The organism is Pseudomonas sp. HR96 (assembly GCF_034059295.1).
Classification (GTDB): Bacteria; Pseudomonadota; Gammaproteobacteria; order Pseudomonadales; family Pseudomonadaceae; genus Aquipseudomonas.
Window position 1 is genome coordinate 5,284,362 of sequence record NZ_CP139141.1, and the last position, 26,703, is coordinate 5,311,064.

The window sequence follows — 26,703 nt, forward strand, 5'->3', positions numbered from 1 at the left end:
CGTGGCAGCATCTCTCAGGTGATGTCGGCCCTGGCTGGCTCGTCCAGGCCCATGGCGTGCAGGCGCGCGTAGTAGCCGTTCTGCGCGAGCAACTGCGCGTGGGTGCCGCGCTCGACGATCTGGCCCTGGTCCATGACCAGGATAAGGTCGGCCTTCTCGATGGTCGACAGGCGGTGAGCGATGACCAGGGTGGTGCGGCCCTGCATCAGGTGATGCAGCGCCGCCTGGATGTGCCGCTCCGATTCGGTGTCGAGGGCCGAGGTGGCCTCGTCGAGAATCAGCACCGGGGCGTTCTTGAGCAGCGCCCGGGCAATCGCCAGGCGCTGGCGCTGGCCGCCGGAGAGCATCACGCCGTTCTCGCCGACTTCGGTGTCGAAGCCTTGCGGCAGCTGGTCGATGAAGTCCTTGGCGTAGGCATCGGCGGCGGCGGCTTCGACCTGCTCGCGCGGTGCGTTGGCGAGGTCGCCGTAGGCGATGTTGTCGTGCACGGTGTCGTTGAACAAGGTGACGTTCTGGTTGACCTGAGCGATGTGCCGACGCAGGTTGGCCAGGCGATAATCCTCGATCTCCACGCCATCGAGCAGCACCTGCCCCTCGCTGTGGTGGTAGAAGCGCGGAATCAGGTTGGCCAGGGTCGACTTGCCGCTGCCCGAACGGCCGACCAGGGCGATCATCTGCCCCGGCGAGGCGGTGAAGTTGATATTGCGCAGCACCTGGCGCTCGGTGCCCGGGTAGGTGAAGCTCAGGTTGCGCACCTCCAGCTCGCCGCTGACGCGGTCGCGCTCGACGCTGCCCTGGTCGACCTCGGACTCCTCGTCCAGTTGCTCGAAGATGCTCTCGGCGCCGGCCACGCCCTTCTGGATGGTCGAACTGACTTCGGACAGCTGGCGGATCGGCTTGGGCAGCAGGCCGGCGGCGGTGATGTAGGCGATCAGGTCACCGGGGCTGGCGTCACCACGCAGCAGCAGGACGAGAAACATCAACGCGGCCATGGCGGTGTAGATCACCACCTGCAGCATAGGCGTGTACACCGAGCCGGTCTTGTTCATGCGCAGCTGCTTGTCGGTGTTGGTCTGGCTGGCCCTGGCGAAACGCTCGCGCTCGTAGGCTTCGCCGCCGAAGCTGCGCACCACGCGGTAGCCCTGGATGGTTTCGGAAGCGACGTGGGTGACGTCGCCCATAGCCACCTGGATCTTCTTGCTCTGCTTGCGGAATTTCTTGCTGGCGCTGCCGACCATCAGGGCAATCACCGGGAGGATGGCGAGCATCACCAGGGTCAGTTTCCAGTTCATCCACACCAGGTAGCCGAACAGGAACACCACGGTCAGGCCTTCGCGGATCACCACCTTGATGGCGTCGGTGGCAGCGCCGGTGACCATGGTCACGTTGAACGTGATACGCGAGATCAGGTGCCCGGAGTTGTGCGTGTCGAAGTAGCGGTTGGGCAGCACCAGCAGCTTGTTGAACAGCTCGACCCGCAGGTCGTGCACCAGGCCCAGGGTGACCTTGGCCAGGTAATAGTTGCCGAGGAACGAGCCCAGGCCCTGCCAGGCGGCGATCAGCACCAGCAGCAACGGCACCGCCTGCAGCAGCTGCAGGTCGCGCAGGTAAGGCACTTTGGGAAACAGCGCGGCCTCGGGGTTGGTCAGGCCGTCGACGAAATACTTGAGGATGCCGGCCAGCATCGGCTGGGTCGATGCGAAAATCACGAAGCCGAGAATACTCAACGCGAAGATGCCGACGTAGGGCATCACATACGTGAGCAGGCGCAGGTAGATTTTCATGCTGGAGGTTTCTGGCTGGCTCATGGTCTTCGGTACGAAAAAATGAGGGCGAATTCTACCACAGCGCCGCGACGATGAGCCCAATCGCGCCGGCTGCGCTATGATGCCGCCATTTGCCGGAGGAATGCGTATGCGCGCACTCGCCTACGACGATTACCAGGCCCTGCGCAGCGGCGCCCAGGTCATCGAAGCCGACGCCAGTGGCGACAAGGTGCTGCTGCTGCCTGACGGAAATTTCATCAAGCTGTTCCGCCGCAAGCGGCTGATTTCCTCGGCAGCCCTCAACCCGTACGCCAAGCGCTTTGCCAGCAATGCCAAGCACCTTCAGCAACGTGGCATCCCCTGCCCCCACGTGCTGCAGACCTGGCGGGTGGCCGCGATCAAGCGCGACCTGGTGCACTACGAGCCGCTGCCGGGCAAGACCCTGCGCCAACTGATCGGCGACCCCGCGTACTTCAACGACCTGCAGCTGCTGGCACGCTTCGGCCGGTTCGTCGCCGACCTGCACCGCCTGGGCATCTACTTCCGTTCGGTGCACCTGGGCAACGTGGTGCTGACCCCGGACGACCGCCTGGGCCTGATCGACATCGCCGACCTGCGCACCTATCGTCGCGGCCTGCCCAAGAGCCTGTGCCTGCGTAACTTCCAGCACATGCGACGCTACAAGGTCGACCTGGCGTGGCTGCTGCAAGGACAGGAGCAAGGCAAAGTGTTTTTCGACAGTTATGCCCAGCACAGCGAGCATGACTGGGGCGGTGCAAACCTGGCGCAGGGCTGGCGCTCGGCGGCGGGTTGAGGTCAAGGCCGAAAAGCTCGGGGCTGCGCCCCTCCCACGTCCAACGCCACAGGGTTGGCGCGGTATCGATCAGACCCCCAACGCCCGCCGCACCCGCTGCCACAGATTGATCTGCGCCTGCGCCCGCAACGGCGGCTGCATCTGCTCGACGATACGCTGGCCGATCGCCGCGAACGAAAACTGCGCCACCGCCAGCTCGCGGCCGCGGCTGGCGATGCTGGCGGCCAGGGCCGGGTCGGCGCGCAGCACCGCGAGCTTTTCCTGAAGCTGGGCAATGCTGGTATAGAACACCACGTTGTGCATGTCGCGCAGGCCCAGGGCGCGGTTCTCCGCCTCGCCCTGGTCGTAGGCCAGCAGCACGCAGCCGCAGGCCATGGCCTCGAAGTTCTTGATCATGTATTCGCCCATGCCGACATCGGCGCTGGCGAAGAAACGGATGCGGTTGAGGGTCTGACAGTACTCTTCACCGGATTTGGTCCGGGTCACCAGCAGGTCTTCGACCCGGCCCAACTCGTCGAGCAGCGCCTTGCGCCCGCTGTAGGCCACGCTGTTGACGCTGCCAACGAAGCCCAGCTCGATATCGCGCTCCAGGCCCTGGTCGGCCAGCAGGCTCTGGTCATAGCCCTTGGGCACGAACACGGCGTCGAAGCCTTCGTCGCGCAGCCGCTCGCTGACCACGAAGCCGGAACAGAGCACCCGCACCCAGGGCATCCGGCGGTAATGGGCGCTGAACTTGCCGGTGTACTTGCAGGCGATGTAGTTCTGGTAGGCATCGTGCTCGAGGATGACCAGGTTGGGCACCGTGCGGATGAAGCCGGCCTGGCGGATCTCCTGCTTGAAGCGCAGGAAGAAGACGATGCGGTCGTACCGGGAAGCATCCACCTCGCGCTTGAAATAGCCACGCAGGTCGCGCTGCTCGGCCGAGCTCAGCCAGCGCAGGTCGCAGTCGCAGTGGGCGGCGATGCCTTCGTACAGCCGATCAAGAATGGCGCGCTGCTCTTTCTGCACCAGAAGTAGGACTTTCATCATCACCCTTGAGGTTTGTCGTCGCCAGGCGTAGTGCGCCAGAACAGCTCGTGCCGGCGCACCGCCTTGCGGAAGAATTCGTTCTCGCCCTCGGCGGCCCAGCGGCGACCGGCCAGGTGGCGCTGCAGCCAGCGGCGCAGGCGGCGCTTGAACGGCGCCGGCGGCTGCAGGTCATGCTGCATGCCCAGCGCCATGGCCTTGTCACGGCGCAGTGGCGCGGCCAATGCCAGGCAATAAGGCCGCAGGCTGGCGTCGGCCTGGAACAGCGGCGGCAGGCTGACGCCGGTGTGCGCGTTGCCCATCGGCCAACGGTCGTTGTCGTGCAGGTGGTTGGCATAGCCCAGCAGCGTCTGCGGCTGCCAGGCCAGGCCTTGCAGCGCCTCGAGGACCGCCTCCTGGGCGCAGATGTGGTCGGGGTGCGGGTCGATACCGGCCTGGGGCAACACGATGACTTCAGGGCGCGCCAGCAGGATCAGCTCGCGCAGGTCGGCCAGCAGGTTGTGCCAGGTGGGCGCACCATCGACGTCGCTCGCCAGGCGCAGGCGGTTGAACTGGCGGAACAACCGGGTATCGGCCAGCTCGGCTTCGCGCGAAGCCACCGCGACATCCGGCGCGGCCTGCATCGCCGGCAGCTGCAGGCAGAAGTAACCCAGCTGCACGCAGCGCTCGGCTGGCACACCGCCCCACAGCGGCACGGCAATGCTGTCCCAGGCGCGCAGGCGGCCCTTGGTCTGCGCCGCTTCGCTGCGGCTCATGCCCATGGCCTGGTAGTGATCGGCTTCGATTTCGCCGGCGGTCAGGGTGACGATCCAGCTCTCGGCGGCCTGGCTGTACAGGCCAAAGGCGGCCAGTTCGGCGTCGTCGGCATGGGGCGCGATGACCATGACCCGGCGTTGGCGCAGGTCGTCGTGGGGGAACACCCACAGGCGCGGCTGGCCGACGATGCGGCAGTGCCGACCGGCCAGCTGGATCTGCCCGCCGGCCAGCGCCGCCGCTTCGCCGGTGAGGTTCAGGTAGCGCACGCCGCGCACCCCGCGCTCGAAGGCCTGGGCATCGGCGACAGCCCCGCCGAGGATGCTCACATAAGGATCGAGGAAGCGGCCGAACGCCCGACTGGCCAGGCGAACTTCGACGATCAGCGTGTCATCCGCGCCGACAGGCAGCGGCTCGGCCAGCAGCAGGCGCCCCTCGCGCCATAGCACCGCCCGCTCGTGGGACGGCGCAAATGCGTACTGGTAGTCATCGCCGGGCGCATAGAACAAGTGGTCGGCAAACCAGGCCTCGTGGGCAACCCACAGCAGCACCGCCAACACCAGCGGCAACCACCAGGCCACCAGCACGCCCGCCAGCACCAGCACCACCAGGGCCACCAGCAAGGCCACGCGCTTGTTGCGCCGATGACGCTTGAGCAACTGCTGCTTGCGCGAAGGGTTGCCGTTCATACCTGCAGCACCGGCACCGGGCTGCACCAGCGCTCCTTGTACTCGCGGTCGGCGCGGCCGAAGGAGAAGCGCAGCGGCTTGCCGAGCGCCCGCGCCTGCTCCCAGGCAGCCTGGGTGTTGAGAAAGCTGAGCACGCTGCCGGGGCTGAAATCGCGCATGTTCGGGTCGACTCCACCGTTGATGTACTCCACGCTGACCCACTGCGGCGCCTCGACGCGGTAGATCAACTGTACCGCTATCGGCGCGTCATCGAGCAGGATCACCGAGCCGATCAGCAGCTCGCGCAGGCGCTCCAGCACCTCGCCCAGATGCGCCGCGCCAGTGGCCGCGAAGCCCCAGCGGCGCTGGAACAGATCGCAGTAGATGGCCGCCAGCTCGCCGCTGCCGAACTCGCTGACCGGCCGCACCACGCCGCCAGCCTCTTCCAGCAGGCGCAGTTCGCGGCGCTGGTTGTAGCGAAACTTCTTCGACAGGTCCTCCGGCGCACGCGCCATGGCCAGCGCCTCGGTTTGCGCCTTGAGGCCGACGAAACGTCCGACATTGAGTTCGGAGAGATAGCGTGCGCGGTGGCGCAGGGTCGCCTGGGCGTTCTCGGCGGCGGGCAGGATCAGCTCGGCATTGCCAAGGTCGAACAGGCCCTTCTTGCCGCTGCGCTTGAGCACATCCTTGGACAGTGCCAGGTGCTGGCCCCAGGTGGCGATGGCCGCCTGCACTTCACCGCCCCGCTCCCAACCCAGGTAGCGCACCGGAATGGCGGCAAGCTCGGCCAGGCGCTCGACCACCAGGGGGTGGGTGGCCACGCTGCCGCCAAAGCGCTGCCAGGCCTGGGCATAGGCTGGCGCATCGAGGGTGACCCAGCCGCGCTCGCGAACGCCGCGCAATCGGTTGAGCATCAAGCCTCCGCCGTCAACGCGGCGATCGCCGGCAGGCGCCAGAAGTTGTCGCGCACGGCTTGGTCCGAGAAGCGTTCGTGCAGGCGCGCCAGCATCGACTCGGCGCAAGCCTGGCGCTGCCCGGCATCGAGCTTCGCCAGGTGCAGCAGGCCTTCGGCCAGGCGCTCGGCATCGCCCAGCGGGAACAGCATGCCAACGCCATCGACCACCTCGCGGGCACCGCCGGCCGCAGTGGCGATCACCGGCACCCCGGCGGCCATGGCTTCGAGCAGGACCATGCCGAACGGCTCATGGTCCGAGCTCAGGGCGAACACGTCGAACGCGGCGAAATAGCGGCGCGCGTCGGCGACCTGGCCGAGCAGGCGCACCTTGTCCTCGATGCCCAGCTCGCGGGCCAGTTCGATGAGGTCCTGCTCCAGGCGGCCCTTGCCCATGATCACCAGCTGCGCGCGTTCGGGCAGCGAAGGCAGGGCCAGGGCGAAACCGCGCAGCAGCGTGGCCTGGTCCTTGTCCGGGTGCAGGCGCCCGACGTTGCCGACGATCCAGCTGTCCTGGGCCAGGCCCAGCGCTTCGCGGGCCGGCCCTTCGGTCAGCTGCTCGGCGCGCAGGGCGTCGACGTCGATGCGGTTGTACAGGGTGCGGATGCGCCCGGTCGGCCATTTCGCCAGGCAGCGGCGCAGGTCGTCGCGCACCGCGTCGGACACCCCCAGCAGGCTCAGGCGGCGGCGGAACAGATGGGCGAAGACCTTGCGCCCACGCCGCTGGTAATCACCAAAGGCGTGGTGCACGCCGATCACCGGCAGCTGGGTGGCGAGCAAGGCGATGTAGATCGGCTTGAAGCGGTGCGCGATGCAGAAGCTGAAGTCGCGCGACGCGGCGATCTTGCGCAGGTCGAGGATGGCCCCCAGCTTCAGCCCGCGAATGGCCTTGGAGCTGTACTCCATGAACAGCACTTCGTCGGACCCGCAGGCGGCCGCCACCTCGGCATCGGCTGCCCCGGTGAGAAACACCGTGGTGACCCGGTAGCCGCTCCCTGCGAACACGCTGGCGTACTGCCGGGCGCAGTCCAGGAAAGGCCCGTCATAGCCGTGGCAGAACTGCAGCACATGGCGCTCAGCCGAGCGTGTCATAAGCGTTCGCGCCCTCTTTGACCACCAGAATGTCTTCCATGATCAGGTACTGCAGGTCGGAGCCGAAGAACATGTTCAGGGCGTCGGTCGGCGAGCAGATCATCGGTTCGCCACGACGGTTGAGCGAGGTGTTGAGCGACACGCCGTTGCCGGTGAGGTCTTCGAGCGCCTTCATCATGTCGTAGTAGCGCGGGTTGTACTCGCGCTTGAGCACCTGCGCGCGCGAGGTGCCGTCCTCGTGGACCACCTCCGGCACGCGGGTCTTCCACTCTTCGGCGACTTCGAAGGTAAAGGTCATGAAGGGTGCCGGGTGGTCGACCTTGATCATCTGCGGCGCCACGGTGTCGAGCATCGACGGGCAGAAGGGGCGCCAGCGTTCGCGGAACTTGATCTGGTGGTTGATGCGGTCGGCGACGCCGGCCACGCTTGGGCAACCGATGATCGAGCGGCCGCCGAGAGCGCGCGGGCCGAACTCCATGCGGCCCTGGAACCAGGCCACCGGGTTGCCGTCGACCATGATCCGGGCGATCTGCTGCGGCATGTTGTCGAGCTTGCGCCAGGTCGGCGCGCTCGGGTGGCGGGCGCAGGCGGCGATCACGTCTTCGTTGGAGTAGGACGGGCCGAGGTAGACGTGCTCCATCTTCTCCACCGGCACGCCACGGGCGTGGGAGACGTAGGCGGCGGCGCCCACGGCGGTGCCGGCATCACCCGACGCCGGCTGCACGAACAGCTCCTTGACGTCGGGGCGAGCGATGATCTTCTGGTTCAGCTTGACGTTCAGCGCGCAGCCGCCGGCGAAGGCCAGCTTGCCGGTTTGCTTGAGGATATCGCCCAGGTAGTGGTCGATCATCTGCAGCGAAAGCTTCTCGAACAGCGCCTGCATGCTGGCCGCATAATGAATGTACGGCTCGTCGGCGATGTCGCCTTCACGCTTGGGACCCAGCCACTCGATCAGCTTGGGCGAGAAGTAGAAGCCCTTGCCCTTCTCCTTGTAGCGGCGCAGGCCGATGACGTTGGCGTAGTCGGTGTTGATCACCAGCTCGCCATTCTCGAAGGAGGCCAAGCGCGAGAAGTCGTACTTGCTGGCATCACCGTAAGGTGCCATGCCCATGACCTTGAACTCGCCGTCGAGCATCTCGAAACCGAGGAACTCGGTGATCGCGCCGTACAGCCCGCCCAGCGAGTCCGGATCGAAGAATTCCTTGATCTTGTGGATCTTGCCGTTCTCGCCGTAGCCGAAGAAAGTGGTGGCGTACTCGCCCTTGCCGTCGATGCCGAGGATCGCGGTCTTCTCGGTGAAACCCGAGCAGTGGTAGGCACTCGAAGCGTGGGCCAGGTGGTGCTCGACCGGCTCGATCTTGATTTTCTTCGGGTCGAAGCCCAGCTGCTCCAGGCACCAGACGATCTTGTTGCGGTAGCGCTTGTAGCGGCGATTGCCCATCAGGATGGCGTCGAGGGCGCGGTCCGGGGCATACCAGTAGCGCTTGGCGTAATGCCAACGGGCTTCACCGAACAGGCTGATGGGGGCAAACGGAATGGCCACCACATCGACATCGGACGGCTTGATGCCGGCCTGTTCCAGGCAGAACTTCGCCGACTCGTAAGGCATGCGGTTCTTTGCGTGCTTGTCGCGCACGAAGCGCTCTTCTTCGGCCGCTGCGATCAGCTTGCCGTCGATATAAAGGGCTGCGGAGGGATCATGGCTCAGGGCGCCGGACAGGCCGAGAATCGTCAATGCCAAGGGTCTAGCCTCATTAATCTGGATAGAGTGGCTGGCGGCCAGAGGGCGGCGGGCAGCTAAAGGGCGGGATTATAGCGTAATAGTTGGCGCGAACGCATAACGGCCTGACGGCCTCTCGGGGTCTGCGCCCCCTCCCACATCAGGTCCGCGCACAGCGGGGGCCGGTTCGGTCACTCGTAGCGAATCACGATCACCCGGCCATCGCCTTGCGCCACCTTGACCACCCGCGCCGTGGCGGATGGATCGCTGCCCAGGCCGACGCAATTGGTCTGCCGCTCGGCCGGCGGCGAGCGGCCTTCGGCGAGCTCCAGCAAGCGCTGGGTGGGCAGCGGACACGGGCCCCGCACCAGCCGCCCGCTGAAGTGGATCACCCCGCTGACCGGTTCGGGTTGTGCCTGTGCTGCCAGACTGGCAACGGCCCATCCGACCAGACATAGCCAATAGCGCATCGCCCACCTCCGCCGAGGCAGGGAAATGCTTGCCTCTTACTTTCGGTATAGCGGCGCCGCGGCCCGACGGCCAACGCCGTTACATTTTTTCCAGGGTCGGCAGGCGGGCATCCAGCAGTCGGTACAAGGCACTCTCGGGCGGCCAGTTGCGCAGCAGGCGCGCGCGGTCGCGGGCGTAGGCGGCGGCGAAGCGGCCGGCGCTACGGTGCTGGCACATGGCATCGAGGTCGATCAGCGACCAGCGATCCTGGTCCCAGAACAGGTTGTGGCCCTTGAGGTCGCCGTGGCTGATGCGCTCGCGGATCAATTCGGCGAACAGCTGGTCGAGGGCCACGAGTTCGGCCTGCGGCACCTCGCCGCTGTCGACGTACGGGGCCCAGCGCTCGATCAGGTCCGGCCCGGGCAGATGCTCGGTGACCAGGTAGGCCTGGCGGCGCAGCCACAGCCAGCGTTTCTCCAGCAAGGCCAGGGGCCTGGGGGTGGCAATGCCGAGAAAGGCCAGCCGGTTGCCGTATTCCCACGACTGCCAGGCGCGGCTGGGGCGCCAGAAGCGCTTGAGCCAGTGGCTGAAATTCTTGATGTTGTAGCGCTTGATCACCAGCGCGCGGCCCTGGCTGTGCACCAGGCCGACGCTGGCGGCGCCGCCGGTCTTGTACAGGTGGCCCTGGTCGAGCAAGGCATCGGCCTGCGCCAGCACCGGCAGCATGGCGGCCTCTTCCTCGCGGCGCATCGCGCGCAGGGAGAAGGCGCCACGCTGCACGGAGAACAGGCTGCAATCGCGGCCGACCTTGCTCATGTAATCCTTGAGGCGCCAGGCGCGGACCTTGTCGACCTGCTTCTGCAAGGCTTCGAGGGGCAAGGCGTGCTCGCCGTTGGCCAGCAGGTAGTACACCAGCAGCTCTTCGGTGACCGGCTCGAAGCTTTTCGGCAACTGCGCGAAGAACACCCCGAGGTTTTCCAGCACGCGCTGGCGCGACAGCGGCTGGCCGGCCTGCTCGGCCCTCACCCCGGCGCCGTCGATCAGGTACAGCCGGCCGCCGTGGCGCAGCAGATTGTCCAGGTGCAGGTCTTCCTGCCAGAGGCCGCGCTCGTGCATCTTCGCCACGGCTTCGAGCGCTTCGCCGAGCACGGCAGTCTGCTCGTCGGCCAGCACCGGCAGGCCGGCCACGGCGACCCAGGCATCGCCGAGGCTCTCGGCGTTCTCCAGCAGCTCGAACAGCAGCCAGCCGCCCTCGCCTTCTACCAGGCCATCGGCCACCAGCAGCGGCGTGGTCAAGCCTTGTTCGGCGAGCAGGCGCACGCCGGCCAGCTCACGCTGGAAATGCCGCGAGGCCTTGCTCCCGACCAGCAGCTTGGCCAGCACCGGGCGCCCTCGCCAGATGCCGGCACCGACGTAACGCTGGCCCGGCAAAGTGCGCAGCAGGCTCAGCAGCTGCAGATCGGCGCTGCCGGCGGCATCGGCCAGCTGCACGGTGAGAGGCAGTTGCGGGCTGCGCCCGGCGGTTTGCAGTTGCGACAGGCGCATCAGCGAGTCTCTTTATGGCTGCGGCGGCGACCCAGGCGCGCGACCCAGGCGTCGACCTGGGCGCTGTCGCCCGGCACGTTGAGGTAGGCGGCGAGAAAACCGCGCACATCGCCCGCGCCCCAGGCGCCCGCGCGGCGCAGCAGCGGTTCGAGGTCGCGGACCCGGTCGCGCTGGCCGAACAGCAACGGACGGGTCTTCTCCAGGTCGATCAACTGCGCCAGGTAGCGGTCCCCGCTGGCGCGCAGAAAGATGTGCTTGGGGTAGAAGCAACCGTGCACCTGGCCGGCATCGTGCAGCGTGCGCGCCAGCTCGCCGCAGGCGCGCACGATTGCCCGGTGCTGGGCCGCAGTGAGGATCGCCCACTGCGCCAGCAGCCCGTCGAGGTCGGTCCAGCCGTCCAGCGCGCGGGTCATGAGCATGGCGCGCAGCTCGCCATCGACCTGGCGCTGGCCGTAGTAGACGGCTTGCAGTGCCGGGATGGCCAGCTTGCGGTAGTGGTCGATGTTGCGAAACTCGCGAGCAAAGGTCGGCTCGCCCAGCGGCCGGCGCAGGGTGCGGGTCAGGTAGTTGGCCTGGCGCTTGAGATAGAAACCCTGGCCGTCGAGGTCCAGGCGAAACACGCGGCTCCAGCCGCCGCGCCCGGTGTTGGGTTCGTCGACCGCTTCGAGCGGCAGCGCCCACAAAGCGTCGAACCTGTCGAGGCCGTGGCTGTGCAGCAGCTTGCCGTCAGCCTCGGCGATGAAATCGCTCATGGGCGACCCTCGAAAAACGTCAAAGCGCGTCTCCATAACGAAGTTTACGGTCGTACAGTTTCTGCGCCTTGGGCTCGAGCCAGGCCAGCAAAGCGGCCCGCTCGCGCAGCACCTGGCGCAGCGGCGCCTGGAAGTACACCTTGAGAAAACGCAGCACGTCGCGCCGGGTCAGGCCGATGTCGAGCACCGAGAAATACAGCGCGGCCAGATCCTTGTCGCGCCAGCGCCGAGGGGTCTGCGCGCGCACCTGGGCGCGGTGCAGGTCGATCAGCGACAGACGAAAATCCTCGGCCGTGACCGGGCGATCGGTGTGCAGCAGAAAGTGCGCGATGTAGCAGTCGCGGTGATTGACCCCGGCGCGGTGCATGGTCCCGGTCATGTCCGCCACTGCCGCAATCAGCGCGCGCTTGAGCCGCGGCGGCGGTGGCTGTTGCGGCCAGTCCATGCAGAAATCCTCGAGGCTGATGGTCGGCGCCAGCTCCTCGGTGATGATGAACGAGTGTTGCCTGGCCGGATCCGCGCCGCGTTCGCCGTAGGCCACGGCGGTCATGGTGGGCACACCGGCCTGGGTCAGGCGCTCGATGGCACGCAGCTCCTGGCCGGCGCCGAGCACCGGCAGCTTGGCGGTGCAGAGGTTCTTGAAGATCTCGCCCCAGCCAATGCCGCGGTGAATCTTGACGAAGTAGCCGCGCCCGGCCACCTCGGTGCGCAAGGTGCGGCGGTTCTCCAGCTCACGATAGACCTCGCCCTGCAGGCGCTCGACTTCAACGAACGGATCGCGGCCGGCCCACAGGCGCTCGAAAGGCGCTTTCAACATCAGTTTCATGCCGACTCCTGCGCGAGGATCACATCGGCGGCGTGCTGCGGCATGCTGTAGATGTCGGCGGTTTCGGCGAAGCGCAGGCCGTTGGCGCCCCAGGCAGCGCGCGCCGCATCGTCTTCGAGCATGCGCGCCAGGTAGCGGTTGAGCTGATCCTGCTCGAAGGGTTCGTCGAGCACCAGGCCGCCCTCGGCCTCGGCTATGTAATGGGCATAGCCGCACACCGCCGAGACCAGCACCGGCAGCCCGGCCACCAGCGCTTCGAGCAGTACGGTGCCGGTGTTCTCGTTGTAGGCCGGATGGATCAGCAGGTCGGCGCCCAGCAGGAAGCGCGGAATATCGCTGCGCCCCTTGAGAAACTGCACCCGCTCACCCAGGCCCAGGGCGGCGCTCTGCAGCTGGAAGACCTTGGGGTCGTCCTGGCCGATGACCATCAGCCGCACGCGCTTTTTCAGCTCGCCCGGCAGCGCGGCGATCGCCTTGAGCGTGCGGTCGGTGCCCTTGGTCTTGAACCCGGAGCCGATCTGCACCAGCAGCAGCTCGTGGTCTTCGAGCATGAACTCGCCGCGAAACTGCGCGCGGATCTCGGCGGCATTGGCCGGCGCCCGACGGTCCAGGGAAATGCCCGGCGGCAACAGGTGGAAGCGCTCCGGTGGGGTCTGGTAGTGCTTGATGAACAGCGGCTGCTGCACTTCGGAAATCATCAGAATCTGCGTTTTGGCGTCCCGGGCGAACACCGCGCGCTCGTATTCGGCAAAGTGCTTGTAGCGGCTCCAGAAGCGGTACATGGAATGGCGCAGGTTCTGCGCCTTGTCCTCGTAGCAGCCGTCGGCCGCGTAATAGACGTCCAGGCCGGCCATCTTGTTGAAGCCGACCAGGCGGTCGACCGGGCGCTTGGCCAGATCGGCGTTCATCCACTTGAGCATCTTCTCGTTGCGGCTGTGGTTGGACAGCGCCTTGACCGGCACCACCAGCACCTCGAAGCCCGGGGGCACCTCGCCCTCCCAGATGAGCGTGTACACGCGGATCTGATGGCCGCGCTGCTGGCACTCCAGCGCGATGCGCATGAAGTCTCGCTGCAGGCCGCCGAACGGGAAATATTTGTAAAGCACGAAGGCCAGCTGCATCAACGTAGATCCTGCATTAACGTAACTCCTCGGCCAGCAACAGGGCACTCAGGCGCCCGGCCACCCGCTCGGAGTTCAGGCGAGTGAAGCACAGTGGCCACTCGCGTTTGAGATCGAACCGCGCCAGGTCTTCCGGCGTCGGCTTGTAGGTGCATTTTTTCTGCAGGCAGGGCGCGCAGGGCCAGTCGCTGGCGAGGTGGACCTGGCTGCGTCCGTAGGCACCGGTCAGTACCGGGTTGGTCGGCCCGAACAGCGACAGGGTCGGCACGTCCAGCGCCGCCGCCAGGTGGCCCAGGCCGGTGTCCACCGCGACGCAGGCGCTGGCCTCGGCCAGCACCGCTGCGATCCCTGCCAGGTTCAGCCGTGGCAGCACCTTCACGCTGTTGAGCCCCGCCGCCAGGCGCTGGGCGCGGGCGAATTCGGCGTCGTTGCCCCAGGGCAGGCGCACGTCGATGCCAGCACCCGCCAGGCGCACAGCGAGGTCACGCCAGTAGGCCTCCGGCCAATGCTTGGTGTCCCACGTGGTGCCGTGCAGAAACACCACATAGGGCGTAGCGCGCTGGCTGCCCACCGGGCGCAGCGGGTGCAGGCCGTAGTCGCCGATCACGTCGGGCAGGTCGTAGCCCAGCGCCAGGGCGAACAGCCGGCGCAGGCGCTCCACCGCATGCTGGCCGCGCCCGACCGCCAGGCGCCGGTCATAGAAACGGCTGGCCAGGGGCTCGCGGACCGACTGGCGGTCCATCCCGGCGACCGGGGTCTTTTTCACGTAGCGGGTCAGCCAGGCGCTCTTGAACAGGCCCTGAGCATCGATCACCAGGTCGTAGCGCTGCTCGCGCACCTGTTTCTTGTAGCGGCCCCATTCGCCGCTCTTGATCGCTTGCCAGGGCGCCGTGCGCCAACGGCGGACCGCCACCGGGATGACCCGATCGACGGCCGGATGCCATTTCGGAATCTCCGCGAAGCCCTCCTCCACCACCCAGTCGAAACGGATGCCGGGAATGGCCCGAGCGGCATCGGTCAGCGCCGGCAAGGTGTGGATGATGTCGCCCAGCGACGAGGTCTTGACTACCAGTACCCGCAATTCAGTTAACCTCGCTGGCCAGGTCGATCTCGGCGCCGTGGTCAAGGCGCTGCAGGGCATCGGTGACGCGCTGCGGGTCGAGCTGACGCAGGCAGTTGTAGTGGCCGAAGCGGCAGGTACGCTCGAAGCAGGGGCTGCAATCCAGGCCCAGGCGCACCACCTCGACCTCTTCGGCCAAGGGCGGGGTGAAGCCCGGCGAGGTCGAACCGTACACCGCCACCAGCGGCCGGTCGAGGGCTGCGGCGACGTGCATCAGGCCCGAGTCGTTGGACACCACCGCGTCGCTGCAGGACATCAGGTCGATGGCCTCGGCCAGCGAGGTCTCGCCGCTGAGGTTCACCGCCTCTTCGCGCAGGCCCGGGATCAGCCGTTGGCGGATGTCCTCGCCCACCGGATGGTCCTTCTTCGAGCCGAACAGCCACACCTGCCAGCCCTGGCGAATGCGCGCCTCGGCGACCTGGGCATAGTGCTCGCAAGGCCAGCGCTTGGACTCGCCGAACTCGGCGCCCGGGCACAGCGCCAGGACCGGACGGTCGAGCGTCAGGCCGAACTTGGCCAGGGCCTGGTCGCGGCTGGCGGTTTCGATCTGCAGGCGCGGGCGCGGGTACGGCTGCGCGAGCAGGCTGCCGGGTTCGAAGGCCAGGGCCATGAACCGCTCGATCATCAGCGGGTAGCGCGCCTTGTCCAGGGTGCGCACGTCGTTGAGCAGGCCGTAGCGCAACTCGCCGCGCCAACCGGTGCGTTTGGGGATGCCGGCGAAAAAGGGCACCAGGGCCGACTTCAGCGAGTTGGGCAGCAGGATGGCTTGATCGTAGAGACCCTTGAGCGACTTGCCGATGCGCCGGCGCGTCGCCAGCTCCAGAGCGCCATGGCCGAGCGGAAAGCTCAGCGCCTGGCGGACTTCGGGCATGCGCTCGAGCAGTGGCCGGCTCCACTCGGGGGCGAGCACGTCGATCGCGCAGTCGGGATGGCGCTGCTTGAGGCACTGGAACAGGGTCTGCGCCATCACCATGTCACCGACCCAGCTGGGTCCAATGATCAGAATTCTCATAGTTTTCCAGAATAAACGCGATTCGTGCCTGGGGCTGGCTTGCGGGCTGATCCGGGGGGGGCCTTGGCCCGTTTCAGGTCAAGCCCAGCTCGCCCCAGATCCGCCTGACTTCGCGGCGTTCGGCAACGAACAGCTCGCCACTGACCACCCCGGCCTGCTTCTGCAAGGCCTGCCGGTGGGCGGCCGAGCGATAGGCCTTGTAGGCCTCGCGCAGCAGGCTGGCATCGGCGGCGGGCAACAGGCCTGCCTGCTCGAGGCCCTCGAGGATACGGATGTTATCGGTGTACTGCAGCAGGGCCGGATACTCACCGGCCCAGGCCAAGGCCGCGTATTGCACCATAAATTCAATATCGACGATACCTCCGGCGTCCTGCTTGAGATCCAATGGCACGCATGCGTCGAAGGCGTTGGCGGCGGTGCCCGCCGCGGTGATGCGGGTCCCCAGGTTGTCGCGCATCTTCGCGCGCATCTCGCTGACCTCGGTGCGCAGGGCCGGCAGGTCGCGCTGGCGGCTGAGCACCTGCGCGCGCACCTGCTCGAAGGCGCCGGCCACCTGGCCACAGCCTACCAGCACCCGCGCCCGCACCAGGGCCTGGTGCTCCCAGGTCCAGGCTTCGTTGAGCTGGTAGCGCTCGAAGGCGCCGATGGAGCTGGTCAGCAGCCCTGCCGCGCCGGACGGGCGCAGGCGCATGTCGACCTCGTAGAGCTGGCCGGAGTTGGTCTGCGCGGTCAGCAGGTGAATGATCTTCTGCCCCAGGCGGGCGAAGAACTGCGCGCTGTCGATGGGCTTGAGCCCGTCGGTCTCGGCGTTGGCGTCGCCGTCGTGGATGAACACCAGGTCCAGGTCCGAGCCATGGCCCAGTTCGATGCCACCGACCTTGCCGTAACCGACGATGATGAAACCCGGGTCGCAGGCCTGGCCGTCACTGCGCAGCGGCGTGCCGTGGCGCGCCACCGTCTGGCGCCAGGCCAGGGCCAGCACCTGCTCGAGGATGGCTTCGGCCAGCCAGGTCAGGTAGTCACTGACCTTCATCAGCGCCAGGCTGCCGACGATTTCCGAGGCCGCCACGCGCAGGTTGTGGGCCAGCTTGAAATGGCGCAGCGCTTCCATCTGCTGTTCAAGGTCGTCCTCGGGGATGCGCGTCAGGCGCTCGCGCAGCTCGGCGGCCAGCTCCGGCGCCAGCGGCGGGCTGAACAGGCGGCTCTCGTTGAGCAGCTCGTCGAGCAGCAACGGGAAACGGGTGATCTGTTCGGCGATCCACGGGCTGGCGGCGCACAGGGTCAGCAGGCGGCGCAGGGCATCGGGGTTCTCGGTGAGCAGCACCAGGTAGGCCGAGCGCCGCGCCACCGCCTCGACCAGCGGCAGCACGCGTTCGAGCACCAGGTCGGGGTCGGCATGCTCCACCGCCTGGGCCAGCAGGCGCGGGATGAAGGCGTCCAGCCGCTCGCGGCCGACTCGCTGCATGGCGCGCAGCTGCGGGCTGGTACGCAGGTCGGCGAGGCGCTTGAGGGCGCGCGCGGCATCGCTGAAGCCGGCCTCCTCGAGCTGCCGGCAGGCGGCCTCTTCGTGTTGCTCTTCCTCCCACAGCGGCAGCCACTCGCCGCCCACCGACAGGTCGCCGGTGCTGCCCTCTTCTTCATCGGGGTCGGCGATGACCTGGCGAAAATGCCAGTCGATGCGCCCGCGCCAGTGCATCAGCTGCCCATGAAAGCTCGGCCAGTCGGCGAAGCCCATCATCAGGGCGATCCGCGCCTGGTCATGCTCGCCGTCGGGCAGCATCTGCGTCTGGCGGTCGGCGATGGCCTGGATGGCGTGCTCGGTGTAGCGCAGGAAGGCGTAGCCCTCGCGCAGTTCGCCAACCACCGCCGACGGCAGGTAACCCTGCCCTTCGAGGGTCGCCAGCACGCTCAGCAGGGGGCGCTGCTGCAGACTGAGGTCGCGGCCGCCGTGAATCAGCTGGAAGGCCTGGGCAATGAACTCGACCTCGCGGATGCCCCCCGAGCCCAGCTTGATGTTGTCGGCCATGCCCTTGCGCCGCACCTCCTGCTGGATCAGCTGCTTCATGGTGCGCAGCGCCTCGATGGCGGAGAAATCCAGGTAGCGGCGATAGACGAACGGGCGCAGCATTTCCAGCAGCTGCGCGCCAGCGGCCTGGTCACCGGCCACCACCCGTGCCTTGATCATGGCGTAGCGTTCCCAGTCGCGGCCCTGGTCCTGGTAGTACTGCTCCAGGGCGTTGAAGCTCAGCACCAGGGCGCCGGACGAGCCGTACGGGCGCAGGCGCATGTCGACGCGAAAGACGAAGCCGTCGACCGTGATCGGGTCCAGCGCCTTGATCAGGCGCTGGCCCAGGCGGATGAAGAACTCCTGGTTGTCCAGCGGGCGCTTGACCCCTTCGGTCTCGCCACCTTCGGGGTAGCCGAAGATCAGGTCGATGTCCGAGGACAGGTTGAGCTCCCGCGCGCCGAGCTTGCCCATGCCCAGCACCACCATGTGTTGCACGGCGCCACTGCGCCGGCCCCGGGGCGTGCCGAACTGCTGGCAGTGCCGTGGGTACAGCCACTGGTAGGCCTGGTCGATGCTGGCATCGGCCAGGTCGGAAAGGTCGCGGCAGGTCTGCACCAGGTCGGCCTGGCGGGTCAGGTCGCGCCAGATGATGCGCACCTGTTGGCGCGTGCGCTGGCGGCGCAACTGGCGGCCGAGCTGCTCTTCGTTGTCGACCTCGGCCAAGGCCGCGACCACCTGCGCCCGCAGCTCGCCCGGCCCGTAGCGGCGCTGCAGCAGCCCGCTGGCGTGCAGCTCGAGCAACAGCGTGGGGTCCTGCTGAACCTGCTGGAAGACGAAATCACTGGCCGCGCAGACGCGGTCGAACTGCAGCCAGAAGGCCTCGTCCCATTGGGCCGAGGCCGGGCTGGCCGCCTTGAACGACTGGCGATGGCTTTGGGTCAGAGACTGCAACGAGGGCGGCAGATCGACCAGCGCAGGCAGGTTCATGGTCTATCCTTGATCGGCGAATGAAGGGTGGGCAGCAGGCGGCCAACGAGCAATGAAAAGAGCCGGACTGGCGGTACGACTGTCGAACAAAGGTAATAAATAGCTGTAATCGAAAGGATTCTGGCAGAAAGCATCACAAGTCAGCCTTTGATGATTTAGTTTTAACCCGCAGTATCGATTTTTTTCACAAACTGACAGGACACGGGGTATCGCTACCCTGTAGTTTTACTACTGCTGCCATCAAGCAGGAATATGAAATGGCCATCGATTTGTAGTAAAACTACACGCCGTCAGAACGGCTCGACCTGAGCCAACCCCGGCAATCCAAGAATTCAATATCGTCTGCCCACAAGGCCAGTCGCAAACTCAGGCTTCGATTCTGGAAGCCTTTCCGCCCTGGAGCAAGCCATGCAAGACCTCGATCCCGTCGAAACCCAGGAATGGCTGGACGCCCTGGAGTCGGTTCTCGACAAAGAAGGCGAAGACCGCGCTCACTATCTGATGACCCGTATGGGCGAACTGGCAACCCGTAGCGGTTCCCAGCTGCCGTATGCCATCACCACGCCATACCGCAACACGATTCCCGTCACCCACGAAGCACGCATGCCCGGCGACCTGTTCATGGAACGCCGCATTCGCTCGCTGGTGCGCTGGAACGCCCTGGCCATGGTGATGCGCACCAATCTGAAAGATTCGGATCTGGGTGGTCACATTTCCAGCTTCGCCTCCAGCGCGACGCTGTACGACATCGGCTTCAACTATTTCTTCCAGGCTCCGACCGACGAGCATGGCGGCGACCTGATCTACTTCCAGGGCCACGCTTCGCCTGGCGTCTACGCACGCGCCTTCATGGAAGGCCGTATCAGCGAAGACCAGATGAACAACTTCCGCCAGGAAGTCGATGGCAAGGGCCTGTCGTCCTACCCACACCCCTGGCTGATGCCTGACTTCTGGCAGTTCCCGACCGTTTCCATGGGTCTGGGGCCGATCCAGGCGATCTACCAGGCGCGTTTCATGAAGTACCTGGAAAGCCGCGGCTACATTCCTGCCGGCAAGCAAAAGATCTGGTGCTTCATGGGCGACGGCGAGTGCGACGAGCCGGAATCCCTGGGCGCGATCTCGCTGGCAGGCCGCGAGAAGCTCGACAACCTGATCTTCGTCATCAACTGCAACCTGCAGCGCCTCGACGGCCCGGTGCGCGGCAACGCGAAGATCATCCAGGAACTCGAAGGCGTGTTCCGTGGCGGTGGCTGGAACGTCAACAAGGTGGTCTGGGGCCGTTTCTGGGACCCACTGCTGGCCAAGGACGTCGACGGCATCCTGCAGCGCCGCATGGACGAAGTCATCGACGGCGAGTACCAGAACTACAAGGCCAAGGACGGCGCGTTCGTCCGTGAGCACTTCTTCAACTCGCCGGAACTCAAGGCCATGGTCGCCGACCTGACCGACGACGAGATCTGGAAGCTCAACCGTGGTGGTCATGACCCGTACAAGGTCTACGCGGCCTATCACCAGGCGGTCAACCACAAGCATCAGCCGACCGTGATCCTGGCCAAGACCATCAAGGGTTATGGCACCGGTGCCGGCGAAGCGAAAAACACCGCGCACAACACCAAGAAGGTCGACGTCGACAGCCTGCGCAAATTCCGCGACCGCTTCGACATCCCGGTCAAGGATGCCGACCTCGAGAACCTGCCATTCTTCAAGCCTGAAGAAGGCAGCGCCGAGGCCCGCTACCTGGCCGAGCGTCGCCAGGCCCTGGGCGGTTTCGTGCCGCAGCGCCGCGCCAAGAGCTTCAGCGTGCCGACCCCGCCGCTGGAAACCCTCAAGGCCATCCTCGATGGCTCGGGCGACCGTGAAATCTCCACCACCATGGCTTTCGTGCGCATCCTGTCGCAACTGGTCAAGGACAAGGAAATCGGCCACCGCATCGTCCCGATCATCCCGGACGAAGCCCGTACTTTCGGTATGGAAGGCATGTTCCGCCAACTGGGCATCTACTCCTCGGTCGGCCAGCTCTACGAGCCTGTCGACAAAGACCAGGTGATGTTCTACCGCGAGGACAAGAAGGGTCAGATCCTCGAGGAAGGCATCAACGAAGCGGGCGCCATGTCGTCGTTCATCGCTGCCGGTACCTCGTACAGCAACCACAACCAGCCGATGCTGCCGTTCTACATCTTCTACTCGATGTTCGGCTTCCAGCGTATCGGCGACCTGGCCTGGGCCGCTGGCGACAGCCGCACCCGCGGCTTCCTGATCGGCGGCACCGCCGGGCGTACCACTCTCAACGGTGAAGGCCTGCAGCACGAGGACGGCCACAGCCACATCCTCGCCGGGACCATCCCGAACTGCCGCACCTATGATCCGACCTACGGCTACGAGCTGGCGGTGATCATCCAGGACGGCATGAAGAAGATGACCGAAGAGCAGCAGGACATCTTCTACTACATCACCGTGATGAACGAAGCCTACACCCAGCCTGCCCTGCCGGCCGGCGCCGAGGAAGGCATCATCAAGGGCATGTACCTGCTCGAGGAAGACAAGAAGGAAGCGGCGCACCACGTCCAGCTGCTGGGCTCGGGCACCATCCTGCGCGAAGTGCGCGAGGCGGCGATCATCCTGCGCGAGCAGTTCAACATCGGCGCCGATGTGTGGAGCGTCACCAGCTTCAACGAACTGCGTCGCGACGGCCTGGCCGTGGAACGCTTCAACCGCCTGCACCCAGGCCAGAAGCCGCAGACCACCTACGTCGAAGAGTGCCTGAGCGGCCGCAAAGGTCCGGTCATCGCCTCCACCGACTACATGAAGATCTTCGCCGAGCAGATCCGCCAGTGGGTTCCTTCCAAGGAGTTCAAGGTGTTGGGCACCGACGGTTTCGGCCGTAGCGACAGCCGCAAGAAGCTGCGTCACTTCTTTGAAGTCGACCGCCACTTCGTTGTGCTGGCAGCCCTGGAAGCCCTTGCCGATCGTGGCGACATCGAACCCAAGGTGGTGGCCGAGGCCATCGTCAAGTTCGGTATCGACCCCGACAAACGCAACCCACTGGACTGCTGAGGAGAACTTTCGTGAGCGAACTCATTCGCGTACCTGACATCGGCAGCGGTGAAGGTGAAGTCATTGAATTGCTGGTCAAGGTCGGCGATCGCATCGAAGCCGAGCAGAGCCTGCTGACGCTCGAATCGGACAAGGCCAGCATGGAAGTGCCGGCCCCCAAGGCGGGCGTGATCAAGAGCATCAAGGTCAAGCTGGGCGATCGCCTGAAAGAAGGCGACGAACTGCTCGAGCTGGAAGTCGAAGGTGCCACCGAGGCGGCGCCGAAGGCCGAGCCAGCGGCAGCGCCGAAGATCGAAGAGAAAGCTGCCGCAGCGCCTGCTCCGGCAGCCGCTCCAGCCGCCGCCGCTTCGAGCCAGGACATCCACGTACCGGACATCGGCTCGTCGGGCAAGGCCCAGATCATCGAGATCTCGGTCAAGGTCGGCGACAGCGTCGAGGCCGACCAATCCCTGATCACCCTGGAGTCGGACAAGGCCAGCATGGAGATTCCCTCTCCTGCAGCCGGCGTGGTCGAAAGCATCAGCGTCAAGCTCAACGACGAAGTCGGCACCGGCGACCTGATCCTCAAGCTCAAGGTGCAAGGCGCAGCCCCGGCTGCCCCTGCCCAGGCCGCCGCTCCGGCAGCTGCACCCGCAGCCGCTCCAGCAGCCGCCGCGCCGGCCGCGGCCGCGGCCCCGGCAGCCGACAGCGTGCAGGACATCCATGTGCCGGACATCGGATCGGCTGGCAAGGCCAAGATCATCGAAGTGATGGTCAAGGCCGGCGACAGCGTCGAAGCCGACCAGTCGCTGATCACCCTGGAATCGGACAAGGCCAGCATGGAGATCCCGTCTCCTGCTGCCGGCGTGGTCGAGAGTGTGAGCATCAAGCTGGACGACGAAGTCGGTACCGGCGACCTGATCCTCAAGCTCAAGGTCAAGGGCGCGGCACCTGCCGCCGCGCCAGCTCCAGCAGCGGCCGCAGCTGCTCCGGCGCAAGCCGCAGCGGCTCCGGCTGCCGCCCTGGCCAAGGAGCAGGCGCCTGCTGCTGCTCCCTCCGCCGCGTCCGGCGCCAAGGTGCATGCTGGCCCGGCCGTGCGCCAGCTGGCCCGCGAGTTTGGTGTAGAGCTGAGCGCCGTCGGCGCCAGCGGCCCGCACGGTCGTATCCTCAAGGAAGACGTGCAGGCCTACGTCAAGGCCATGATGAACAAGGCCAAGGAAGCGCCCGCTGCCGCCGCTGGCGCAACCGGTGGGGCTGGCATCCCGCCGATCCCGGTCGTCGATTTCAGCCGTTTCGGTGAAATCGAAGAAGTTCCGATGACCCGCCTGATGCAGGTCGGTGCTGCCAACCTGCACCGCAGCTGGCTCAACGTGCCCCACGTGACCCAGTTCGACCAGGCCGACATCACCGAGCTGGAAGCTTTCCGCGTCGCGCAGAAGGCCGTGGCCGAGAAAGCCGGGGTCAAGCTGACCGTGTTGCCGCTGCTGCTCAAGGCCTGCGCCCACCTGCTCAAGGAACTGCCGGACTTCAACAGCTCACTGGCACCTAGCGGCAAGGCGATCATCCGCAAGAAGTACGTCAACGTCGGCTTCGCCGTGGACACCCCGGATGGCCTGCTGGTACCTGTGATCAAGAACGTCGACCAGAAGAGCCTGCTGCAACTGGCTGCCGAAGCCGCTGCCCTGGCGGAAAAAGCGCGCACCAAGAAGCTCTCGTCCGACGAGATGCAAGGCGCCTGCTTCACCATCTCCAGCCTCGGGCACATTGGCGGCACCGGCTTCACGCCGATCGTCAACGCGCCGGAAGTGGCGATCCTCGGCGTGTCCAAGGCCACCATCCAGCCGGTCTGGGACGGCAAGGCCTTCCAGCCCAAGCTGATGCTGCCGCTGTCGCTGTCCTATGATCACCGCGTGATCAACGGCGCCGCCGCCGCGCGCTTCACCAAGCGCCTGAGTGACCTGCTGGGTGACATCCGCACCCTGCTGCTGTAACCCTCGGCCCCGGCATCCGTGCCGGGGCCACGTAATGCGTCGGGAGTCACGCCCGAATCAGCCTCGCGCAAGCGGGGCTTTTTTATGCCTGGGATTGCCGCTCTGGCCTGGCGAATGTGGTGATATGCGTTCGAGCTATGTCGCGCAAGCCCCGGCCAGTCTTGGAAAAACGCCACTAAATTGGGCGCTTTCGCACAGAAACTGAAGATTTTCCGGAAATCGCCGATAACATAGAGGCAAGGCGCCACTGTATCGCTTGTCAGCCCGTCGCGCTTGATGCAACCTTACCGCAAGCGCCCGCTCCGTCCGTCGAACATGGGCGAACAGCACTCCCTTAAGTGAGCTCCCCATGAAAAGCCAACCGGATGCCGCCAGCCGTATGGTGGCCGAGGTCGTGACGCAGTTACCGGTGCCCTCGCGGCTCGGTATGCTTCGTTTCGAGCGGCTGAACGAGGCGAACTGGGCGCTGCTGTTCCTCGACCCCAACTGCGAACGGCATTTCGGCCTGGCTGCCTCCGAGCTGTGCTCGCTGATCGGCTCGCCCTACGCCAGCCTGATGGAGCCCGAGGCGCGCTACCAGTTGCACGACTCCATCCAGCAGCAGCTGGCCGAAGGCGCCAACTATCGCATCCGCTACACCCTGCACACCGCGCAAGGGCCACAGCATCTGCTGGAAATCGGCGAACCCTACAAGCAGCACAACCGCCAGTTGCTGCGCGGCTACCTGCTGGTGGACGACCCCCAGGTCAGCGGCGCCAGCCCGGCGGCCCTCGACCTGGAAACCCAGAACAACCGCCTGCAGGCCGCGCTGGACCTGAACCAGTTAGCCCAGCAGGAGCAATTGCAGCACCTGGAACGGGTGCGCGCGCAGCAGGCATTGATCCTGCGCCTGGCGCGCCAGCGCTACCAGACCAACAACCCGCTGCTCGAAGCGGCCGAGCTGATCACCCGCAGCGCCTGCGAAATCTATTCCATCGACTGCGCCAGCCTGTGGAACCTCGAAGGCCAGCAGCTGCTGCCGATCACCGCGTTCTACCGTGCCGAGTCGGCCCATCGCCAAGTGGCGTCGATCGACGCCGGGCTCTACCCCAATTACCTGGAAGCCCTGCACACCAGTCGGGCGATCAATGTCGACGATGCCAGTGGCGACCCGCGCACCCGCGAGATGGCCGCCAGCCTGCGGGCCCGGGACATCATTGCCATTCTCGACGCCAGCATCCGCGTCGACGGCCAGGTGGTGGGCGTGCTCTGCCTGGAGCAGCACGGCGCCTCGCGGGCCTGGCAGGCCGACGAAATCGCCTTCGCCGGCGAACTGGCCGACCAGTTCGCCCAGGTCATCAACAACCACAACCGGCGTACCGCCACCAGCGCCCTGCACCTGTTCCAGCGCGCGGTGGAGCAAAGCGCCAACGCCTTTCTGCTGGTCAACCGCGAAGGCATCGTGGAATACGTCAACCCCAGCTTCACTGCCATTACCCAGTACAACCCCGAGGAAGTCCACGGCCATCGGCTGTCCGAACTGCCGGCCCTGGAGAACCTCAGCGAACTGCTGTTCGATGCGCCCTCGAGCCTGGCCAGCAGCAACAGCTGGCAGGGCGAATTCAGGAGCCGGCGCAAGAACCTCGAACCCTACTGGGGTCAGCTGTCGATTTCCAAGGTGTTCGGTGATGATCGCGAACTGACCCACTACATCGGCATCTACGAAGATATCACCCAGAGCAAGCTGGCCCAGCAGCGCATCGAGCGCCTGGCCTACACCGACAACCTGACCAGCCTGGGCAACCGCCCGGCGTTCATCCGCAATCTCGACGAGCGCTTCGCCCGCGACAGCGACACGCCGATCAGCCTGCTGCTGGTGGACATCGACAACTTCAAGCGGATCAACGACAGCCTTGGCCACCAGACCGGGGACAAACTGCTGATCAGCCTGGCCCGGCGCCTGCGCAACAGCCTGAGCCCCAGCGGCAGCCTGGCGCGCTTTGCCAGCAACGAATTTGCCGTCTTGCTCGACGAAACCGACCTGGAGACCGGCCAGCAGATCGCTATTCAGGTGCTCAAGACCCTCGACAAGCCGATGTTCGTCGACAACCAGTTGATCAACGTCACCGGTTCCGTCGGCCTGGCCTGCGCGCCGCTGCATGGCCGCGACCCGCAAACCCTGATGAAGAACGCCGGCCTGGCCCTGCACAAGGCCAAGGCCAACGGCAAGCATCAGGTGCAGGTGTTCACCGAAGCGCTCAACGCCGAGGCCAGTTACAAGCTGTTCGTGGAAAACAACCTGCGCCGCGCCCTGACCCAGAACGAACTGGAAGTGTTCTACCAGCCCAAGCTGTGCCTCAAGACCGGGCGGCTGCTGGGCATGGAGGCGCTGCTGCGCTGGAACCACCCGGAAAAAGGCATGATCCGCCCGGACCAGTTCATCAGCGTGGCCGAAGAGACCGGCTTGATCATTCCGATCGGCAAATGGGTGGCGCGCCAGGCCTGCCGCATGAGCAAGGCGCTGAGCGCCGCCGGCCTGGGCAACCTGCAGGTGGCCATCAACCTGTCGCCCAAGCAGTTTTCCGACCCGGACCTGGTCTCGTCGCTGGAGAACATCCTCAAGGAAGAAGACCTCGACCCGCAGCTGCTGGAACTGGAGCTGACCGAAGGGCTGCTGCTGGAAGCCACCGAAGACACCCATCGCCAGCTCGATCAGCTCAAGGCCCTGGGCCTGACCCTGGCCATGGACGACTTCGGCACCGGCTACTCCTCACTCAGCTACCTGAAGAAATTCCCGATCGACATCATCAAGATCGATCGCAGCTTCATCCACGAGATCCCGGACAACCAGGACGACATGGAAATCACCTCGGCGGTGATCGCCATGGCCCACAACCTCAAGCTCAAGGTGGTTGCCGAGGGCATCGAAACCCCGGCCCAGCTGGCGTTCCTGCGCCGCCATCGCTGCGACGTCGGCCAGGGCTACCTGTTCGACCGGCCAATCCCCAGCCAGGAACTGATCGAGCGCCTGCGCCGCTACCCGCGCGCAAGCGACGCCTGACAGCCGGGCGACTCTAGGGCAAAATGT

The 26,703-nt window shown here is 66.0% G+C and carries 18 protein-coding genes; 4 read left to right on the plus strand and 14 right to left on the minus strand.

Features of this window, described 5'->3' with window-relative positions:
- Positions 1–14: 14 nt before the first annotated feature.
- Positions 15–1,808, minus strand: a complete 1,794-nt coding sequence (msbA, locus tag SFA35_RS23705) for a lipid A export permease/ATP-binding protein MsbA (RefSeq protein ID WP_320573286.1) — start codon at positions 1,806–1,808, stop codon at positions 15–17.
- Positions 1,809–1,914: 106 nt separating this feature from the next.
- Here msbA and SFA35_RS23710 point away from each other — a divergent pair, with 106 nt between their 5' ends.
- Positions 1,915–2,580 carry a toluene tolerance protein gene (locus tag SFA35_RS23710; protein ID WP_320573287.1) on the plus strand — a complete coding sequence of 222 codons (666 nt, stop codon included), beginning with the start codon at positions 1,915–1,917 and terminating at the stop codon, positions 2,578–2,580.
- 69 nt (positions 2,581–2,649) lie between these two features.
- Here SFA35_RS23710 and SFA35_RS23715 read toward each other — a convergent pair whose 3' ends face one another.
- From SFA35_RS23715 to glnE, 13 genes are all read right to left on the minus strand, one after another.
- Entirely contained in the window at positions 2,650–3,606 is a 957-nt protein-coding gene (locus SFA35_RS23715; protein WP_320573289.1) for a glycosyltransferase, read from the minus strand.
- A gap of 2 nt (positions 3,607–3,608) precedes the next feature.
- A complete protein-coding gene (locus tag SFA35_RS23720; protein ID WP_320573290.1) occupies positions 3,609–5,048 on the minus strand; it encodes a PIG-L deacetylase family protein in 1,440 nt (479 codons plus the stop codon).
- Positions 5,045–5,941: an antimicrobial resistance protein Mig-14 gene (locus tag SFA35_RS23725; RefSeq protein WP_320573296.1), complete on the minus strand. Its 897-nt coding sequence runs from the start codon at positions 5,939–5,941 to the stop codon at positions 5,045–5,047. Before SFA35_RS23725 ends, SFA35_RS23720 begins: the two co-directional genes overlap by 4 nt.
- The gene (locus SFA35_RS23730) at positions 5,941–7,071 is read right to left on the minus strand and encodes a glycosyltransferase (protein WP_320573298.1); all 1,131 of its coding nucleotides are present in this window, start codon (positions 7,069–7,071) and stop codon (positions 5,941–5,943) included. Before SFA35_RS23730 ends, SFA35_RS23725 begins: the two co-directional genes overlap by 1 nt.
- A complete protein-coding gene (locus SFA35_RS23735) occupies positions 7,055–8,812 on the minus strand; it encodes a carbamoyltransferase (protein WP_320573300.1) in 1,758 nt (585 codons plus the stop codon). The genes SFA35_RS23730 and SFA35_RS23735 overlap by 17 nt, the downstream gene beginning before the upstream one ends.
- A gap of 170 nt (positions 8,813–8,982) precedes the next feature.
- Positions 8,983–9,261 (minus strand): hypothetical protein, encoded by a 279-nt coding sequence (locus tag SFA35_RS23740; protein WP_320573302.1) that lies wholly within the window; start codon positions 9,259–9,261, stop codon positions 8,983–8,985.
- 79 nt (positions 9,262–9,340) lie between these two features.
- Positions 9,341–10,786 carry a lipopolysaccharide kinase InaA family protein gene (locus SFA35_RS23745; RefSeq protein WP_320573305.1) on the minus strand — a complete coding sequence of 482 codons (1,446 nt, stop codon included), beginning with the start codon at positions 10,784–10,786 and terminating at the stop codon, positions 9,341–9,343.
- Positions 10,786–11,538, minus strand: a complete 753-nt coding sequence (locus SFA35_RS23750) for a lipopolysaccharide kinase InaA family protein (protein ID WP_320573307.1) — start codon at positions 11,536–11,538, stop codon at positions 10,786–10,788. The genes SFA35_RS23745 and SFA35_RS23750 overlap by 1 nt, the downstream gene beginning before the upstream one ends.
- 19 nt (positions 11,539–11,557) lie before the next feature.
- Positions 11,558–12,364, minus strand: coding sequence for a lipopolysaccharide core heptose(I) kinase RfaP (rfaP, locus tag SFA35_RS23755; RefSeq protein WP_320573309.1), 807 nt, complete (start codon positions 12,362–12,364; stop codon positions 11,558–11,560).
- Positions 12,361–13,485 (minus strand): glycosyltransferase family 4 protein, encoded by a 1,125-nt coding sequence (locus SFA35_RS23760; protein WP_320573311.1) that lies wholly within the window; start codon positions 13,483–13,485, stop codon positions 12,361–12,363. The genes rfaP and SFA35_RS23760 overlap by 4 nt, the downstream gene beginning before the upstream one ends.
- 16 nt (positions 13,486–13,501) lie before the next feature.
- Positions 13,502–14,566 carry a lipopolysaccharide heptosyltransferase I gene (gene waaC, locus SFA35_RS23765; RefSeq protein WP_320573313.1) on the minus strand — a complete coding sequence of 355 codons (1,065 nt, stop codon included), beginning with the start codon at positions 14,564–14,566 and terminating at the stop codon, positions 13,502–13,504.
- A 1-nt stretch (position 14,567) separates the two neighbouring features.
- Positions 14,568–15,617 (minus strand): lipopolysaccharide heptosyltransferase II, encoded by a 1,050-nt coding sequence (gene waaF, locus SFA35_RS23770; protein WP_320573315.1) that lies wholly within the window; start codon positions 15,615–15,617, stop codon positions 14,568–14,570.
- A gap of 73 nt (positions 15,618–15,690) precedes the next feature.
- Complete coding sequence (gene glnE / locus SFA35_RS23775; protein ID WP_320573317.1) at positions 15,691–18,612, minus strand: bifunctional [glutamate--ammonia ligase]-adenylyl-L-tyrosine phosphorylase/[glutamate--ammonia-ligase] adenylyltransferase; 2,922 nt, start codon at positions 18,610–18,612, stop codon at positions 15,691–15,693.
- A gap of 408 nt (positions 18,613–19,020) precedes the next feature.
- Here glnE and aceE point away from each other — a divergent pair, with 408 nt between their 5' ends.
- From aceE to SFA35_RS23790, 3 genes are all read left to right on the plus strand, one after another.
- Entirely contained in the window at positions 19,021–21,666 is a 2,646-nt protein-coding gene (gene aceE, locus SFA35_RS23780) for a pyruvate dehydrogenase (acetyl-transferring), homodimeric type (protein WP_320573319.1), read from the plus strand.
- A gap of 11 nt (positions 21,667–21,677) precedes the next feature.
- Complete coding sequence (gene aceF, locus SFA35_RS23785) at positions 21,678–23,636, plus strand: dihydrolipoyllysine-residue acetyltransferase (protein WP_320573321.1); 1,959 nt, start codon at positions 21,678–21,680, stop codon at positions 23,634–23,636.
- A gap of 349 nt (positions 23,637–23,985) precedes the next feature.
- Positions 23,986–26,676 (plus strand): putative bifunctional diguanylate cyclase/phosphodiesterase, encoded by a 2,691-nt coding sequence (locus SFA35_RS23790; RefSeq protein ID WP_320573323.1) that lies wholly within the window; start codon positions 23,986–23,988, stop codon positions 26,674–26,676.
- Positions 26,677–26,703: the final 27 nt, after the last annotated feature.

Coding starts and splice junctions, on each gene's coding strand:
- SFA35_RS23760 (WP_320573311.1), bottom strand. CDS start 13,485: ATGCAGCTGGCCTTCGTGCTTTACAAATATTTCCCGTTCGGCGGCCTG.
- aceE (WP_320573319.1), top strand. CDS start 19,021: ATGCAAGACCTCGATCCCGTCGAAACCCAGGAATGGCTGGACGCCCTG.
- SFA35_RS23715 (WP_320573289.1), bottom strand. CDS start 3,606: ATGAAAGTCCTACTTCTGGTGCAGAAAGAGCAGCGCGCCATTCTTGAT.
- SFA35_RS23720 (WP_320573290.1), bottom strand. CDS start 5,048: ATGAACGGCAACCCTTCGCGCAAGCAGCAGTTGCTCAAGCGTCATCGG.
- rfaP (WP_320573309.1), bottom strand. CDS start 12,364: ATGAAACTGATGTTGAAAGCGCCTTTCGAGCGCCTGTGGGCCGGCCGC.
- SFA35_RS23740 (WP_320573302.1), bottom strand. CDS start 9,261: ATGCGCTATTGGCTATGTCTGGTCGGATGGGCCGTTGCCAGTCTGGCA.
- SFA35_RS23745 (WP_320573305.1), bottom strand. CDS start 10,786: ATGCGCCTGTCGCAACTGCAAACCGCCGGGCGCAGCCCGCAACTGCCT.
- msbA (WP_320573286.1), bottom strand. CDS start 1,808: ATGAGCCAGCCAGAAACCTCCAGCATGAAAATCTACCTGCGCCTGCTC.
- SFA35_RS23730 (WP_320573298.1), bottom strand. CDS start 7,071: ATGACACGCTCGGCTGAGCGCCATGTGCTGCAGTTCTGCCACGGCTAT.
- SFA35_RS23710 (WP_320573287.1), top strand. CDS start 1,915: ATGCGCGCACTCGCCTACGACGATTACCAGGCCCTGCGCAGCGGCGCC.
- SFA35_RS23790 (WP_320573323.1), top strand. CDS start 23,986: ATGAAAAGCCAACCGGATGCCGCCAGCCGTATGGTGGCCGAGGTCGTG.
- waaF (WP_320573315.1), bottom strand. CDS start 15,617: ATGAGAATTCTGATCATTGGACCCAGCTGGGTCGGTGACATGGTGATG.
- glnE (WP_320573317.1), bottom strand. CDS start 18,612: ATGAACCTGCCTGCGCTGGTCGATCTGCCGCCCTCGTTGCAGTCTCTG.
- SFA35_RS23750 (WP_320573307.1), bottom strand. CDS start 11,538: ATGAGCGATTTCATCGCCGAGGCTGACGGCAAGCTGCTGCACAGCCAC.
- SFA35_RS23725 (WP_320573296.1), bottom strand. CDS start 5,941: ATGCTCAACCGATTGCGCGGCGTTCGCGAGCGCGGCTGGGTCACCCTC.